This window comes from Lysinibacillus sp. EB106-09-02-XG168 (assembly GCF_058791475.1).
The window spans coordinates 551,023-568,407 of record NZ_JBYTDN010000003.1 but is presented as its reverse complement, the minus strand read 5'-3'; the positions used below and the strand labels follow the sequence as shown (position 1 = coordinate 568,407).

14 protein-coding genes are annotated in these 17,385 nt (G+C 40.0%); 1 reads left to right on the top strand and 13 read right to left on the bottom strand.

Translation table 11 applies throughout. From position 1 onward, the window contains the following. Nucleotides 1-21: 21 nt before the first annotated feature. The 4 genes from murA to AC3WSO_RS03730 form a co-directional block, all read right to left on the bottom strand. Nucleotides 22-1,308: a UDP-N-acetylglucosamine 1-carboxyvinyltransferase gene (murA, locus tag AC3WSO_RS03745; RefSeq protein WP_492528830.1), complete on the bottom strand. Its 1,287-nt coding sequence runs from the start codon at nucleotides 1,306-1,308 to the stop codon at nucleotides 22-24. 62 nt (nucleotides 1,309-1,370) lie between these two features. Next, a complete protein-coding gene (fsa, locus tag AC3WSO_RS03740) occupies nucleotides 1,371-2,021 on the bottom strand; it encodes a fructose-6-phosphate aldolase (protein WP_492528828.1) in 651 nt (216 codons plus the stop codon). 350 nt (nucleotides 2,022-2,371) lie between these two features. Beyond that, on the bottom strand, nucleotides 2,372-3,226 hold the full coding sequence (locus AC3WSO_RS03735; protein WP_349660655.1) for a class II fructose-bisphosphate aldolase: 855 nt from the start codon (nucleotides 3,224-3,226) through the stop codon (nucleotides 2,372-2,374). An 831-nt stretch (nucleotides 3,227-4,057) separates the two neighbouring features. Next, nucleotides 4,058-4,417 (bottom strand): response regulator, encoded by a 360-nt coding sequence (locus AC3WSO_RS03730; RefSeq protein ID WP_349660657.1) that lies wholly within the window; start codon nucleotides 4,415-4,417, stop codon nucleotides 4,058-4,060. Nucleotides 4,418-4,572: 155 nt separating this feature from the next. On the opposite strand from AC3WSO_RS03730, the gene AC3WSO_RS03725 reads away from it, so the two are divergent. Continuing rightward, nucleotides 4,573-5,103, top strand: a complete 531-nt coding sequence (locus AC3WSO_RS03725; protein ID WP_492528826.1) for a DUF2529 family protein — start codon at nucleotides 4,573-4,575, stop codon at nucleotides 5,101-5,103. Between the two features lie 185 nt (nucleotides 5,104-5,288). Here AC3WSO_RS03725 and pyrG read toward each other — a convergent pair whose 3' ends face one another. The 9 genes from pyrG to AC3WSO_RS03680 form a co-directional block, all read right to left on the bottom strand. Further along, complete coding sequence (pyrG, locus tag AC3WSO_RS03720) at nucleotides 5,289-6,881, bottom strand: CTP synthase (protein WP_079559380.1); 1,593 nt, start codon at nucleotides 6,879-6,881, stop codon at nucleotides 5,289-5,291. A gap of 784 nt (nucleotides 6,882-7,665) precedes the next feature. After that, nucleotides 7,666-8,211, bottom strand: a complete 546-nt coding sequence (gene rpoE, locus AC3WSO_RS03715; protein WP_492528824.1) for a DNA-directed RNA polymerase subunit delta — start codon at nucleotides 8,209-8,211, stop codon at nucleotides 7,666-7,668. Nucleotides 8,212-8,361: 150 nt separating this feature from the next. Beyond that, the gene (locus AC3WSO_RS03710; protein WP_170938864.1) at nucleotides 8,362-8,523 is read right to left on the bottom strand and encodes a hypothetical protein; all 162 of its coding nucleotides are present in this window, start codon (nucleotides 8,521-8,523) and stop codon (nucleotides 8,362-8,364) included. A 127-nt stretch (nucleotides 8,524-8,650) separates the two neighbouring features. Then, entirely contained in the window at nucleotides 8,651-11,899 is a 3,249-nt protein-coding gene (icmF, locus tag AC3WSO_RS03705; RefSeq protein ID WP_492528822.1) for a fused isobutyryl-CoA mutase/GTPase IcmF, read from the bottom strand. Nucleotides 11,900-12,028: 129 nt separating this feature from the next. After that, nucleotides 12,029-12,661, bottom strand: a complete 633-nt coding sequence (locus tag AC3WSO_RS03700) for a TetR/AcrR family transcriptional regulator (protein ID WP_197139646.1) — start codon at nucleotides 12,659-12,661, stop codon at nucleotides 12,029-12,031. A gap of 3 nt (nucleotides 12,662-12,664) precedes the next feature. Beyond that, the gene (locus AC3WSO_RS03695) at nucleotides 12,665-13,801 is read right to left on the bottom strand and encodes an acyl-CoA dehydrogenase (protein WP_197139644.1); all 1,137 of its coding nucleotides are present in this window, start codon (nucleotides 13,799-13,801) and stop codon (nucleotides 12,665-12,667) included. Nucleotides 13,802-13,934: 133 nt separating this feature from the next. Then, the gene (locus AC3WSO_RS03690) at nucleotides 13,935-15,071 is read right to left on the bottom strand and encodes an acyl-CoA dehydrogenase (protein ID WP_492528820.1); all 1,137 of its coding nucleotides are present in this window, start codon (nucleotides 15,069-15,071) and stop codon (nucleotides 13,935-13,937) included. A 64-nt stretch (nucleotides 15,072-15,135) separates the two neighbouring features. After that, nucleotides 15,136-15,987 carry a 3-hydroxybutyryl-CoA dehydrogenase gene (locus tag AC3WSO_RS03685; protein ID WP_492534237.1) on the bottom strand — a complete coding sequence of 284 codons (852 nt, stop codon included), beginning with the start codon at nucleotides 15,985-15,987 and terminating at the stop codon, nucleotides 15,136-15,138. After that, the gene (locus AC3WSO_RS03680; protein WP_492528818.1) at nucleotides 15,987-17,192 is read right to left on the bottom strand and encodes an acetyl-CoA C-acetyltransferase; all 1,206 of its coding nucleotides are present in this window, start codon (nucleotides 17,190-17,192) and stop codon (nucleotides 15,987-15,989) included. The genes AC3WSO_RS03685 and AC3WSO_RS03680 overlap by 1 nt, the downstream gene beginning before the upstream one ends. Between the last annotated feature and the right edge of the window lie 193 nt (nucleotides 17,193-17,385).

The window sequence follows — 17,385 nt, the reverse complement described above, 5'->3', positions numbered from 1 at the left end:
GTTCAAAACTTTTAGCTCTCATTATTCCTTTGTCTCTGCTACGCGGGCCATTATTGTTTCACGTCGAATATCAGCGCCTAAATCACGTAATTTCTCAATAAGTGAGCTATACCCACGTTCAATATGATAGATATCGTGAATTTCTGTTTCACCCTCAGCTAAAAGCCCTGCTAATACTAATGCAGCACCAGCACGAAGGTCTGTAGCTGTTACAGTTGAACCTTGTAATTTATTAGGGCCTGTAATAATAGCTGTATTTCCTTCAACGCGTGCAATGGCATTCATACGACGAAGTTCATCAATATGCTTAAATCGAGCTGTATAGATCGTATCTGTTATCTTTGAGGAACCAAATGCTTGAGACATTAATACAGAAAGTGGCTGCTGAATATCAGTCGGGAACCCTGGATACACTAATGTTTTTACATCGACGGCCTGCAATGTGGAAAGGTCCGTTTTGGGCACAAAAATACTTTCTTCATCAATTTCGATTTTTACACCCATTTCACGAAGCTTTGCAATAATCGCCTCTAAATGCAATGGAATAACATTATCAATGGTAATGCCTTCACCTAAAGCGGCAGCCATTATCATAAACGTAGCAGCTTCAATACGATCTGGAATAATCGTATGCTCCGTACCATGAAGCTCCTCTACGCCTTCAATACGGATAACACTAGTACCCGCACCTTTAATATTAGCTCCCATGTTAGTGAGAAGAGTTGCTACATCAATAATCTCTGGTTCTTTTGCTGCATTTTCAATAACCGTACGTCCTTTTGCAAGAACAGCAGCTAACATAATATTAATGGTTGCTCCCACACTGGCAACGTCTAAAAATATTTTGGCACCAATTAATTCATCAGCACGTAAATAAATTGCTCCATGCTCATTCGTAACTTTCGCACCCAATGCTTCAAAGCCTTTAATATGTTGGTCAATAGGACGCGGCCCTAAGAAGCAGCCCCCTGGTAAACCAATTACAGCTTTTTTAAAACGACCAAGCATGGCTCCCATTAAGTAATAGGAAGCACGAAGTTTTTTCACGTTGCCGTTTGGTAACGGTAAAGCAATCATTTCCGTTGGATCAATTGTCATTACGCCATCCTCAAATGACACTTCCCCACCGATTTCCTCTAATAATGCCTTTAACGTCCATGCATCAGAAATTTCTGGTAACCCTCCAATTGTCACTGGAGAGTTCGCCAAAATTGATGCTGGAATTAAGGCGACTGCACTATTTTTTGCACCACTAACTTTTATTGTACCCTGTAGGCGATTTTCGCCTGTAATTTTATAAACATCCATTTTGCGTTCTCCCTCATGATTGGAAAGTAATTTTTCTGCAATTGGCTCACTATATAATCTTATTATTCGCCTTTTCTCTTATTCCAATCCGCTAAAAATCCTTCAATTCCTTTTTCCGTTAGTGGATGATTGAAAAGTTGCTTTAATACTTTAAATGGAGTAGTTGAAATATGTGCACCTGCAAGTGCTGCAGCTGTTACATGTTGCGGATGACGAATAGATGCAGCAATAATTTGCGTATCGATATTATGGATTGTAAAAATATCTGCAATCGTTTCAATTAGTTCTACACCGTTTTGACCCATATCATCTAAACGACCGATAAATGGTGATACATATGTAGCACCTGCACGAGCAGCCATTAATGCTTGGTTGGCACTAAAGATTAATGTTACGTTCGTTTTAATACCTTTATCTGCAAAGAAGCGACATGCCTCTAAACCAGCTGGAGTCATTGGCAGTTTAACTGTAATATTCGGAGCAATTTCAGCCAATTCTAAGCCTTCTTTAATCATACCTGCTGCATCTAGAGCGATTACTTCCCCACTCACTGAGCCATCTACAAGCTCTGAGATTTCACGAAGTCGATCATGGAAAGAAACATTCTCTTCTTTTGCAACTAATGATGGGTTTGTTGTAACACCTGATAAAATACCCCATGCGTGTGCTTCTTTAATCTCTTCAAAGTTTGCTGTATCTATAAAAAATTTCATTATTTTTTCCTCCTAATCACTGTTTTGGATCATTACCCTAACGTAGGGTTGATTTCCGTTCCGGCCGGGCGCTTTGCCGCTGACGCTTCACTTTCGCGCAGAGCAGAGCTTCCTGGGGGCATCCGATGAGCCGCTAATCCCCAAGGAGTCGCCCAGCCTTCACTCCAATCAACTTATTACATAGTATACGTTTTAACAAATATCATCCCTAACTTTCGGTAATGATCCTTATATTTGAATTTTTGCCCAAAATTTTTTATTTCAAAAACAAGAGAAGGTCGATAACAACATCAACACTTCTCTTATTATGTGTATTCATCTCTGTTTTTTTTGCGTATTAGATACTAAAATTATGCTTTTTGTGCACTGCCAAATTCACGGATTTTCCCAATAACTGTCGCTTTAATCGCTTCACGTGCTGGTGCAAGGAATTTACGAGGATCATAAACAACTTTATCGTTTTCAAGAACTTCACGAATTACTTTTGTAGCAGCAATTTGATTTTCAGTATTGACGTTAATTTTTGCTGTACCTAATGAAATGGAACGTTGAATATCTTTTGTTGGGATACCTGTACCACCATGTAATACTAATGGAAGGTCTGCTAAGTTTGAGATTTCTTCCATTTCTTTAAAGCCTAAGTTTGGTTCACCTTTATAAGGACCATGTACAGAGCCAAGTGCTGGTGCTAAACAGTCGATATCTGTCATCTCAACCATTTTGCGGCATTCTTCTGGATCAGCGTACATAATACCACCGATTACGCCATCCTCGTCACCACCTACTGTGCCAAGTTCAGCTTCAACAGAAACACCTTTCGAATGAGCATACTCAACTACTTTTGAAGTAGTCGCAACGTTTTCCTCAAACGGATGATGAGAAGCATCGATCATTACAGATGTAAAGCCTGCATCAATAGCTTCTTTACATTTTTCAAAGCTTGAACCATGGTCAAGGTGAATAGCTACAGGTACCGTAGTGCCATAAGATTCCATTAAACCTTTTACCATGTGTACAACGGAAATAAATCCGCCCATATATTTTCCTGCACCTTCAGAAACGCCTAGAATAACTGGAGATTTTTCCTCTTCAGCTGCTTGTAAAATTGCTTGAGTCCACTCAAGGTTGTTGATGTTGAACTGACCAACCGCATAACCTTCTGCTTTTGCTTTAATTAACATCTCTTTCATAGATACTAATGCCATACTAAAAATCCTCCTCTTAGGACTATTCTTTCTACATAAATATGCTATTTAATCATAGCAAAAATAAAAGCCCCTGAAAAGCAGGGGCTTTTATTTTCTACCCGAAAGCGGAGCGGCAGCGTCCAACCGGAGTGCAGTACAACGCAACGAAAGTTCTGCCCCTGAAAAGCAGGGGCTTTTATTTTCTGCACGAAAGCGGAGTGAAACGAAGCGGCAGTGCCAACCGGAGTGTAGTGCAACGCAACGAAGGTTCTGCCCCTGAAAAGCAGGGGCTTTTATTTTCTGCACGAAAGCGGAGTGAAACGAAGCGGCAGTGCCAACCGGAGTGTAGTGCAACGCAACGAAAGTTCTGCCCCTGAAAAGCAGGGGCTTTTATTTTCTGCACGAAAGCGGAGTGAAACGAAGCGGCAGTGCCAACCGGAGTGTAGTGCAACGCAACGAAGGTTCTGCCCCTGAAAAGCAGGGGCTTTTATTTTCTACCCGAAAGCGGAGCGGCAGCGTCCAACCGGAGTGCAGTACAACGCAACGAAAGTTCTAAGACCCAGTAAGGTCAGATAGTCTTCCAAGATGTCGATATTTTTCGAATGTTGGTCGATAAACAATCAAAAGTTCTCGATAAACCTTAAAACTGCAGAAAAATAAAAGAGGATCATTGGAAGCTTCTCTGTAGCGAAAGCAAAGCGGCAACTATACAAAGCGCCCAGTCGGAACGGAAATCAACCCCACGTTATGGTGATGAGTCATTTATTGTGGAAGCAAAATGATAGTAAAATGGTAGAAAACTTCTATAATAACCAAGAAAACAGGCGGTGTTGACCACTGCCTGTTCATCTAAGCGCTTACTATTTTATTAACCTCATCACGCACTTCAAAAATATCAAAAGGCTTAGTAAAATATCGAATGGCTCCTAAATCTAATGCCTCTTGTACAACGTCCAATTCACCATATGCTGTCATCATGAAAACCGGAAGTTGTGGCCATCGCTCTTTTAAGTGCTTTAAAATTTCAATGCCATCCATTCCTGGAATTTTCATGTCTAGCAGGACACAATCTATTTCCTCCTCCTCAGCATACTTCAGTGCTTCCATACCATTTGCAGCTAAATATGTACCGTAACCTTCTTTTTTCAACACTTCATTTAAAAGTAAACGAATTCCTGGTTGATCATCGACAATTAGTACTCGTTTCACATTTCATTCCGCCCTTTTTTAGTTATTATTTTTACGTAAAATTCTCTCTATTATGTATTATTCTCCTTTAACCTATTAATACCTTCTATTATTATAAATTATCTAATTTTGCTTTATGCTCTTTTCAAACCTATAATATTGATTGAGGTGGGACTATGTCAAAAATATTAACAACACAACTAAGTGGATTATTACAAAGAATAACACAAAATGAAGAGGAAGCAATTGAAGAAACAGCGCGATTACTTGCGCAAGCGGGGATTAGTGAAGGTAATGTCTATTTCGCATGCTTTGGCGAAATGCAAGTTGTCGAATTAAATGCATTTCAAGCTGTGGAACGTTTTACGAAGTTAGTCCCTTGGACAAAAGATACCGTGATCACAGAAGCGGATCGTGTATGCATTTTTACACGTAGCGCACACGATGAGGATGCATTAGCATTAGCACAGCAATTAAATAATCAGTTTATTCCATTTGCAGCCGTTGCTAGCGAAGTAGCTAATACCGAAAATCCACTAGCAGATTTAGCATATACGTATATTTCAACACGTATGCGAGGTGGTTTATTACCAAACGATTTAGGAAATCGCATAGTTGTGCCACACGCTATCGCTGCCCTTTTTGTTTATGAAGCCGTAAAAATTGCGTATGATGAAATGCTTGGTCTTGATGACGAAGAGCTATAAAGAATCTAAAAAAGAGTTGTCTCAACGCTAGAGACAACTCTTTTTTTTATAGGAATACTTTGAAGATTTATCAGAACAAAGTCTCATTTTATCGGAATATTTTCTCGTTTTATCGGAATAATCTCGTTTTGCCTAAGAGCTAAAAAAAGAGTTATCTCAGCACGTGAGACAACTCTTTTTTTGTATTATTTAAATGTTGCTCCGATAAAATCACGGAACAATGGCTGTGGACGATTTGGACGTGATACTAATTCTGGGTGGAATTGGCATGCTACGAAGAAATTATTTTCTGGTAACTCGATAATTTCTACTAATTTACCGTCAGGACTTGTACCTGAGAAGACAAGACCTTCTGCTTCCATCGCTTCACGATATTCATTGTTAAATTCATAACGATGACGGTGACGCTCATAAACAAGCTCTTGACCATATGCTTGACTTGCCTTTGAGCCTTCTTTTAACTTACATGGGTATAAACCTAAACGTAATGTACCACCGATGTCTACACTATCGTTTTGATCTGGTAAGAAGTCAATAATTGGGTATTGTGTTTGTGAATCTAGCTCTGTAGAATGCGCTCCTTGTAAACCAAGCACGTTACGAGCAAATTCTACTGTTGCCAGTTGCATACCTAGGCAAATACCTAAGAATGGTACATTATTTTCGCGAGCATATTGTGTCGCTAAAATTTTACCTTCAACTCCACGATCGCCGAAACCACCTGGAACTAAAATAGCGTCAGCACCTTTTAATAGCGTAGCAACATTGTCAGCCTCTACATGCTCTGCATTAATCCAGTCAATCTCAATATCAGAATTAAATGCATAGCCTGCATGTTTTAATGCCTCTACAACAGAAATGTAAGCATCTTGTAATTCTACATATTTACCTACTAATGCTACTTTTCGTTTATTTGGTAAGCTCTTCACTTTTGCTACAAGCTCGCGCCATTCTTCCATATCCGCTTCTGGTGCTTCAATGCCAAAATGATCAAGTACGATATCATCAATATCTTGTGCATGAAGGTTTAATGGTACTTCATATAAATGCTCTGCATCACGAGATTCAATAATTTCGTGTGGCTGTACATCACAGAATAAAGCTAGTTTTTCTTTCATATCTTGTGGCACTTCTTGCTCTGTGCGTACAACGATAATATTTGGTTGAATACCTAAAGAACGTAATTCTTTTACAGAATGCTGAGTTGGTTTTGTTTTAAGCTCACCTGCAGCTTTAATGTAAGGAATAAGCGTACAATGAACGTACATTACGTTGTTATGGCCTAAGTTCGTTTTCATTTGGCGAATTGCTTCAAGGAATGGTAATGATTCAATATCCCCAACTGTTCCGCCTACTTCTGTAATAACTACGTCTGCGTTAGTTTCGCGACCAGCTCGTTGAATACGATCTTTGATTTCATTTGTAATGTGAGGAATTACTTGTACTGTTCCACCGTTGTAATCGCCACGGCGTTCTTTTTGTAATACAGATTGATAAACACGACCTGATGTTACTGTAGAATGTTTTCCTAGGTTAATATCAATGAAACGTTCGTAGTGACCTAAGTCTAAGTCAGCTTCTGCGCCATCATCTGTTACGAATACCTCACCATGTTGATAAGGACTCATTGTACCTGGGTCAATATTGATATATGGATCAAATTTTTGAATCGTCACTTCTAATCCGCGATTTTTTAATAAACGACCTAGAGATGCTGCTACAATCCCTTTTCCAAGTGAAGACACAACCCCACCTGTTACAAAAATATACTTTGTCATGAAAAAATTCCTCCTTATGTTGTACTAGAAATTGCTAGTAAGAAAAGTACATTCACGTCACATGCCAATTCTAAGCATTGATGCCAATGTTTTGACAGGCTAAGAAAATAAATAATTCTCATCCCTAAAATAAGAAAAGCCGAGAATGCCTACAAACTTGTAGTCGATTCGAAGCTGTAATCGTTTCTATCTCTTTTCTACTTTCCTTAATCAATTATGCCTCGGCATAATTGCGTCCGGAGTCGGCTTTATGCTTAGGCCTGCACGAGGGCCGACACGATGTCGGTCATTTCGGTAATGCCACAGGACGTGGCGTTTTTACCGATGCAGGTCAGTTAGCCGTTAGCGCATGGATGCGATGGTTTTCCGTGACATCCGCCGGAGGCTTTGACTTCTTTCAGCGGATGTTTGGACACCCGCTGAAAGAAGGAAGTTTTAACCTTTATTCAATCACCGCTTACTATACATCATGAATAATTTAGCGCCTTACTATTCATTCCGTAGTTATAAACATGGGAGAACTTAATTGAATAAAGTTAAAAAATAAAAAAACGCTCCTCCTGCATAGGTTTGCAGGGGGAGCGTATTACATACACGGTCTTTCTCCTTTAATAAGGAGCCCAAGTAAAAGATTAAACGTAACCGTGATAGAAGTCAAGATTTTTTACTACAAGGATAAAAGAAAGAAAATTTCAAAGAGTAATTATCATCAATTACGCCTCGATTTCCATGACATCCTCAGAAGGCTTACTACCTTATTTTAGCGGACGTTTGCTGAAATAAATTAGATTTCATCCTCTTCTTCGAGTTCATCTTCATCTTCATCGATAAAATCCTCATCGATTTCTTCATCGATGTCTTCTATATCATCTTCATCAAAGTCGATATCTTCTTTATCATCTGCTTCGTCTTCATCATCTTCGTCTAGATCTTCTTCAACGAATTCTTCATAATCTTCATCAAAGTCAATATCTTCTTCTTCTAAATCTTCTTCTAAATCTTCTTCATCCTCAAGAGATGCTTTAGATTTTTTCTTATGCGTTTTAACAGAAGGAGCTGTTTCTTCTTCAATCTGTTCAACTTTATACCATTCACGTAAGCCCCAGCCTGTTTCTTGATTAAATAAGAAGCGGCCATCTACATTTATATCTGTGTAAAATTGTAGTAAGCGAGCTTTCATTTCCTCATCACTATTGCCAACTAGCTCTTGAATAATTGTTAATAAGTCATTAAAAGACACTGAGGCACGTTTTTCATTTAAAATTGCATAAGCTAAGTTAATTAACGATTCTTCCGCTAATTGTTCTTTTGTCATTTCACGAAAATTCATTCGTGCACTTCCTTTCTCTCATCACATTGGACGTTTTAAAATTTATATAGCTTTATTTTCGGAGCGCAGCAAAAAAAGGCCGCACAAAAGTAACTTCCCATCATAAGCATAATACCCATTATATACAAAGTATTATCCTCATTGCTAGCTTCAATTACTGTTTTTTATATCACGCATCTTTTTTATCCCCAAGTAAAATAAATAGACAGATAATAATAGTAAAGGAACAGCGCCAATTTGCTTATCATACAGGAAAATAACTCCTACCACCAAAGCTAAAATAATGATGTAGTTAATAGCCGATTTCATCATCTATCGCGTCTCCCCTTTTTTTTACATTTCTATTATAACGGAAATAAAAAGAAGTGCCTAATCCTAAGACTAGGCACTTAAAACTATACAAACATTTTGTACAAAATAGAATAAATGTTAACGATCATTACATATTACGACGATATTGTCCGCCTACCTCGTATAAAGCATTCGTGATTTGCCCTAAGCTAGCGACTTTTACGGTTTCCATAAGCTCCGCGAAAATATTACCGTTATTTACAGCTACATGTTGTAAACGAGCAAGAGCTGCTGCGTTCTCGCCTTCATGTTGCTTCCAGAAGGTTTGTAAATTACGAATTTGCGTCTCTTTTTCCTCCGTCGATGCACGCGCAATTTCCATATTGTTAATTTCATCTTCAGAAGGCGGATTCGGATTTAAGTATGTGTTTACACCAATGATTGGTAACTCACCTGAATGCTTTAGCATCTCGTAGTGCATAGATTCCTCTTGAATCTTACCACGTTGATATTGTGTTTCCATTGCACCTAGTACGCCACCGCGATCATTGATACGATCAAACTCTTCTAGTACCGCTTCTTCTACAAGATCTGTTAATTCTTCTACAATAAACGCTCCTTGTAATGGATTTTCGTTTTTCGCTAAGCCATGTTCCTTCGTGATAATCATTTGAATAGCCATAGCACGACGTACAGATTCTTCCGTAGGCGTTGTAATAGCTTCATCATATGCATTCGTATGCAATGAATTACAGTTATCCTGTAATGCCATTAACGCCTGTAACGTTGTACGGATATCATTAAAGTCAATCTCCTGTGCATGCAAACTACGTCCAGATGTTTGAATATGATATTTTAATTTTTGCGCTCGTTCATTGGCGTCGTACTTATCACGCATAACAATTGCCCAAATACGGCGAGCTACGCGTCCAATAACTGTGTACTCTGGATCAAGTCCATTAGAGAAGAAGAATGATAGATTTGGCGCAAAGTCATCAATATTCATTCCTCGACTTAAATAATATTCTACATACGTAAAGCCATTTGCTAATGTAAAGGCCAACTGTGAAATTGGATTCGCACCAGCTTCGGCAATATGGTAACCAGAAATAGATACAGAGTAATAATTACGAACTTTATGATCGATAAAGTATTGCTGAATATCTCCCATCATACGTAATGCAAACTCTGTTGAGAATATACATGTATTTTGCCCTTGATCTTCCTTTAAAATATCTGCTTGCACGGTTCCGCGTACAACCTGTAATGTTTTCTCGCGTGTTTCCGTAAATTCTTCAACTGTTAATGGTCGATCCAGTTCTTTCTCACGTTGTTTCACTTGCTGATCAATAGCCGTATTCATGAACATTGCTAAAATAACCGGTGCTGGACCATTAATTGTCATCGATACAGAAGTTGATGGTGCACATAAATCAAAGCCCGCATATAGCTTTTTCATATCCTCTAACGTACAAATAGAAACACCCGACTCTCCAACCTTCCCATAAATATCAGGTCGGTAATCTGGATCCTCACCATATAGCGTTACCGAATCAAATGCTGTTGATAAACGTTTCGCATCATCATCCTTCGATAAATAATGGAATCGTTTATTCGTACGCTCAGGCGTTCCTTCGCCAGCAAATTGTCGCTTCGGATCTTCCCCTTCACGTTTAAATTGGAATACACCTGCTGTATACGGGAATTCACCAGGTACATTTTCTTTATAAACCCAGCGTAAAATTTCACCATAATCTACGAATTTCGGCAAGGCTACTTTAGGAATTTTCGTACCAGATAAACTCGTTGTCTTTAAAATTGTTCGAATTTCCTTATCTCGAACTTTCGTTACTAATTCATCTCCAGCATACGCTTCTTTTAAAGCATGCCAATTATCTAAAATACGTTTAGATTCAGCGGTTAATTCATCTCTGACACCTTCCGCTAAAGAAGCAAGAGATGCGATTAATGCATCATTAGGTGCCTTTTCCTTAATCGTTTCAATAGAGCCCTCTAATTGGAATAGACGGCGAGCAAATTCCACCTGTTGCTCTGATTTTTTATGATAGCCACGCACAGTGTCCGTGAGTTCTCGTAAATAATAACGACGGTCGTTTGGAATAATCACATCTTGCTTTTGAGTTTTAGCAAATTGCTCATAGCCCGTCTCCCAATGACTACCTGTCTTCGTATTAATGATATTTACTAATGCAGCAAATAAAGCATTCGTTCCTTTATCATTAAATTGACTAGCAATCGTACCGTACACAGGCATATTATCTAGCGATTCATCCCAAAGCTCTCGTGAACGTTGATATTGTTTCTGCACTTGACGTAGTGCATCCTCAGAGCCTTTGCGTTCAAATTTATTGATGGCAATCACATCTGCAAAATCAATCATGTCAATTTTCTCAAGCTGTGTAGGCGCACCAAATTCACTTGTCATTACATACATAGATAGATCAGTGTATTTTGTAATTTCCGCGTCACCCTGACCAATACCACTCGTTTCAACAATGATTAAATCATAGCCCGCTACACGCGTTACATCTAGCACGTCTCCAATGGAAGCAGTAAGCTCTGTACGAGATCCACGAGTTGCTAAACTACGCATATATACGCGATTATTGAAAATCGCATTCATACGAATTCGGTCACCAAGTAGAGCTCCGCCTGTCTTTTGCTTTGTCGGATCGACTGACAGAATAGCTACGCGCTTATCCGGAAACTCTTTCAAGAAACGGCGAATTAATTCATCCGTTAAGGAAGATTTACCTGCACCACCTGTTCCAGTAATACCCAATACAGGCGTTCCTTTTGAGCGTTTGCGAGCTTCCGCTAGCATTTTTTTCGTTTCTTCATCATCATTCGATTCAGCCGCAGTTAATAAATTTGCTAAAATTTCAGGTGTTTCTGTCGATAGAGCATCCAGCTTTTCTTGATAGCTACCTATAGCAGTCGGGAAATCAGTTCCTTTAATTTTCTCATTAATCATCCCTTGTAATCCTAAAACACGCCCATCCTCTGGTGAGAAAATCCCTGCAATCCCGTAAGCATGTAGCTCTTTAATTTCACGTGGTAAAATAACACCACCGCCACCACCATAAATTTTAATATGTGGCGCCCCTTTTTCACGTAGCAAATCATACATATATTTAAAGTATTCCATATGTCCACCTTGATAAGATGATACCGCAATACCTTGCGCATCCTCTTGAATCGCAGCATTTACGACTTCTTCCACTGAGCGGTTATGTCCTAAATGGATTACCTCTACACCGCTTGATTGTAAAATACGTCGTATAATGTTAACCGAAGCATCATGTCCATCAAATAGACTTGATGCCGTAACAAAACGTACGTGATTTTTTGGACGATATACTTCTACCTTTGTCATATGAAATCCCCACTTTCTCCCCTTAATCAATTCCACCTTTGTGTGATAAAACATCTTTCTATTCATAAAAAAAATCGGTAATTGCAATGTCGCTCTATGCAATTACCGACAACCCCTTTACAGAACTTATTAAAACCCCTTTATGCCTGAAATGAACAATGTTATTTGCATTTCAATAAATTCGTCAATCGAGTGCTGACGATGGAGCGCCCATTTACGGAATGCCCAGCTTTGCCCAGAAACGACTAAATTATTTGCTGCTAAGTGAATTTGTTTATCTGTCATCGTTATTTCACCTGATTGCACACAGCGTTTTAGTAATCGCTCAAAAGTAGCAACCATTTCAAACTCTTTACTAAATACATAGCGTTGTGCTTCTTTCGACAGCGATTTAGTTTCCTGATACATGATTGTCAGCTCATCAACCAAACTATCAATTTGCAAGAAATACTCTCGAATCATTTCCTTTAGCTCTTCAATCGTTCCTGCCTTAATCTCAAAACTTGAAAGTCGCCCCATCGCATGGTGATAAATACTATCACATACAAGGTAAAGGACGTCTTCCTTCGTACGAATATATTCATATAATGTTCCGATACTAAAGCCTGCAGCTTTTGCGATTTCTCTCGTTGTGGCACGGTGAAACCCTTTTTCTTTAAATAATTTAATGGCTCCCTCTATCATCTGTTCTCGACGAATGGCGATGAGATTTTCATCTTTTACTGTTGACTGTACTTGGGGTCTTTTATCTTTTTCTGTCATACGTTACTTTGTCAACATACGAGAGATAACAAGTCGTTGTATCTCTTGTGTACCTTCGTAAATTTGTGTGATTTTTGCATCACGCATGAAGCGCTCAACTGGATAATCCTTCGTATAACCATATCCTCCAAAGACTTGAACCGCCTCAGTCGTTACACTCATCGCCGTATCCCCAGCCATTAATTTTGCCATTGCTGACGCCTTACCATAAGGTAAACCATTTGATTCTAACCAAGCAGCTTGGTATGTAAGCAGTCGAGATGCTTCAATTTGAGTTGCCATATCTGCAAGCTTAAAGGATACACCTTGGTTGGCAGTAATCGGCTTACCAAATTGCACACGCTCTTTACCGTATTCAACCGCTGCATCCAATGCGCCTTGAGCTATCCCCAGAGCTTGTGCGGCAATACCATTACGTCCTCCATCAAGTGTTGTCATCGCAATTTTGAAGCCTTCTCCCTCAGCTCCAAGCAGGTTTTCTTTCGGAACGCGACAGTTATCAAAAATAATTTCAGTTGTAGGAGATGAACGAATACCTAGTTTTTTCTCCTTCTTCCCTACCGAGAAGCCTTCAAAGCCTGCTTCAACGATAAAAGCAGATGTGCCATGTTTAGCTTCTGGATCTGTTACTGCAAATACAACATATGTATCTGCTACTCCACCGTTCGTAATGAAGATTTTCGAGCCGTTTAAAATATAATCATCGCCATCACGCTTTGCATATGTTTTCATGCCACCAGCATCTGAACCTGATCCTGGCTCCGTTAAGCCGTAAGCACCGATATGTTTACCTTCTGCCATTGGACGAAGGTATTTTTGTTTTTGTTCTTCATTACCGAATTTAAAAATCGGCCAACCCGCAAGTGAAGTATGTGCTGATAAAGTTACCCCTGTTGAAGCACATACACGTGATAATTCTTCAACTGCAATGACATATGCAAGATAATCAAAGCCTGCACCGCCGTATTCTTCTGGCCACGGAATACCTGTTAAGCCTAGCTCTGCCATTTTATCGAAAATTGCACGGTCAAACTCTTCGTTCTCGTCACGTTCAGCTGCTGTTGGTGCTACTTCATTAATAGCAAAATCACGAATCATTTCACGTAATTGCTCATGCTCTTCTGTTAATTGAAAGTTCATTGTCCATTTCCCCTTTTTCGTTAGACTCAGTTTTGTTGATTTCTAGATGTGATGATGTTTCGCGGGATTAACGGTCTTCCCTGTGCAATCGTCAATCATCCTTGAAAAATCAACTTCGCAATAACATCAGACTTTATTTAAGTAATTGTTTACTAATGACTAGCTTTTGAATTTCGCTTGTACCCTCGTATATTTCTGTCACCTTCGCATCTCGGAAATACCGTTCTACAGGATAATCTTTTGTATAGCCATAGCCACCAAAAATTTGTATAGCATCTATCGCTGTTTGCACGGCTGTACGAGAGGCAAAAAGTTTCGCCATCGAGGCCTCGGCTCCACATGGCAACCCTTTTGTGCGTAAATCTGCTGCTCGAAAGACTAGTAATTTTGCTGACTCTACGGCAGTTGCCATATCAGCAAGCTTGAATCCAACCCCTTGTTGCGCTGCAATAGGCTTTCCAAATTGAACACGTTCTTTTGCATACGCAGTAGCTGCCTCTAGCGCCGCTTCGGCAATGCCTAGAGATTGAGCTGCGATTCCAATACGTCCAACGTCTAAGTTAGCCATTGCAATTTTAAAGCCTTCCCCTTCCTCCCCAAGAAGGTTTGCGGCTGGAATGCGACAATTGTCGAATGTTAGTTGAACTGTACGTGAGCCGTGTAAGCCCATTTTATGTTCATCTTTACCTATGATTAAGCCTGGTGTTCCTTTTTCAACTATAAATGCAGAAATACCACGTGTTTTTTCAGCAGGATTCGTTGAGGCAAAGACAATATAAACATCTGCTTCTCCACCGTTTGTAATAAACACCTTGGATCCATTGATGACATATTCATCTCCATCTCGCACCGCTTTGGATTGTAAAGAGCCAGCGTCAGAACCAGCGCTAGGCTCTGTTAAACAAAATGCCCCTAAATATTCACCCGCGGCAAGCTTTGGAACATAGCGTTTCTTTTGTTCATCGTTACCGAAATAAATGATAGGGTTTGTTCCAACCGAAGTATGCACGGATAAAATAACACCCATTACTGCGCTAACCTTTGATAGTTCATTAATTGCAATTATGTACGATGTGAAATCCATCGCTGAGCCGCCTAATTCCTCAGGCGTTGTAATCCCCATTAAACCTAATTCTCCCATTTGCGCAAGGAGTTCACGTGGAAACTCTCCTGCTTCCATACGTTCTACCCACGGTTCAATTTTATCCTGAGCGAAATTACGAACCATATCACGCATCATTATTTGTTCATCTGTAAATTGTAAATGCATCTATAATGTCACCCCTGTACGTTGTCCCGTAGCATTTCATTTGAATCGTCCCATCCCCATAGGATTATTCATAAACGTAAAAGCCTCTTCCGGATTTTTTACCTAGCCATCCTGCTGCCACATATTTACGAAGCAATGGACAAGGTCTATATTTACTATCACCTAAGCCATCATGTAGAATCTCCATGATGGATAGACATGTATCAAGGCCAATAAAGTCTGCCAATGTTAATGGACCCATCGGATGATTCATGCCGAGCTTCATCACATCGTCAATGGCTTCTTTCGACGCTACTCCTTCATACAATGCGTAGATCGCTTCATTAATCATTGGTAATAAAATACGATTCGAAATAAAACCTGGGAAGTCATTTACTTCCACTGGCGTTTTCGAAAGTTTTACTGTCATGTCTTCAACTGCTTTGTAGACTTCATCACTAGTAGCTAACCCTCGAATAATTTCTACAAGCTTCATAACAGGTACAGGATTCATAAAGTGCATACCAATCACTTGCTCTGGACGATTTGTAACAGCTGCAATTTCCGTAATTGGTAAAGATGATGTATTCGTAGCTAAAATGGCGTGGGCCGGTGCAATCTGATCAATTTGCTTAAAGATGGATTGCTTCACTTCCATATTTTCCACAGCTGCCTCGATGATAATATCTACATCACTAGCATCCTGTAAATCTAGTGACATATTAATACGACCTAAAATGACTGCCTTCTCATCCTCAGTTTTACGCCCCTTTTCGACATCACGTGTTAGGTTTTTCGTAATGACTCCTAAACCACGTTCGAAAAATTCTTGTTTCATGTCGTTCAGTTTGACATCATAGCCAGCTTGTGCACAAACTTGTGCAATGCCAGAGCCCATTTGCCCTGCACCAATAACCATTACTTTTTGAATTCCCATCATTCGTGTCCCCCTGTTTTCGGTACTTCAATCATAATCGCATCGCCTTGCCCTCCACCTGAGCAGATAGCAGCAATTCCGATACCACCGCCACGACGTTTTAATTCATGAGCAAGTGTTAAAATAATGCGTGCTCCAGATGCTCCGATTGGATGACCTAACGCAACTGCACCACCGTTAACATTGACCTTTTCCGCATCTAAATCCGCAAGTTGCTTGCTGACAAGAGCTACTGCTGCAAATGCTTCATTGATTTCAATCAAATCAATGTCAGCTAATGATTTCCCCGTCTTTTTAAGTAATTTGTTAATGACAAGCCCTGGTGTTTGCGGGAAGTTCTCTGGTTCAATCGCAAGCTCTTCATGGCCGATAATCACCGCAAGCGGCTCTCTTCCTTCACGCGCTGCACGTTCCTCACTCATTACTACTAAGGCACATGCCCCATCGTTAACGCCAGGTGCATTACCTGCTGTAATCGTTCCATCCTTGTCAAAGGCTGGCTTGAGTTTTGCAAGTACCTCTATTGTTGTACCAGCTCTTGGTGCCTCGTCCGTATCGACATGAAGCGGCTCTCCCTTACGTTGTGGAATTTCCACAGGTATGATTTCTTCAGCAAAGTAACCTTTCTCAATTGCTGCAAGTGCACGTTCATGACTGCGAACAGACCAAGCATCCTGCTCCTCACGGCTTAACGAATATTCTTTGGCCGTTACATTACCGTAGCTTCCCATATGCGGCCTTGTCTTATCGAAAGCACATGTTAAGCCATCATATAGCATGCCATCTACCATTGTTGAATCGCCCATGCGTAATCCTATTCGACCGTTTTGTAGATAATACGGTGCATTGGACATAGATTCCATACCACCAGCGATTATTACTTCTTCGTCCCCTAATCGAATTAGCTGATCCGCTAGTGTTACAGCACGCATCCCTGACGCACAAACTTTGTTAATCGTTTCTGTTTTCACTGCTATTGGTAAGCTTGCTTTGATCGCAGCCTGCCTTGAAGGAATTTGGCCCTGTCCCCCTTGTAAAACGGAGCCTAAAATTACTTCATTCACTTCATCAGGCGAAATATTCGCTTTCTCAAGTGCCCCTTTTATGGCGATCGCACCTAAATCACTAGCGCTTAATGCTGATAGTGAACCACCAAACTTACCAAATGCGGTTCTTGCCCCTGCTAAAATTACTGCTCTATTCAAGTAAAACACCCCTTTTGTTTTACGTTCTAGAAGAAGTATAAGAGCATTGATGTTGACTGAACGCTCGCTCGACCTCTATCGATGAAAAATGGGAGTATCAATTATGCCTCGGCATAATTGCGTCCAGAATCGGCTTTGTGCTTGCACAAAGAACTCCTTTCCGATTCCGTGACATCCGCCGGAGGCATTAACT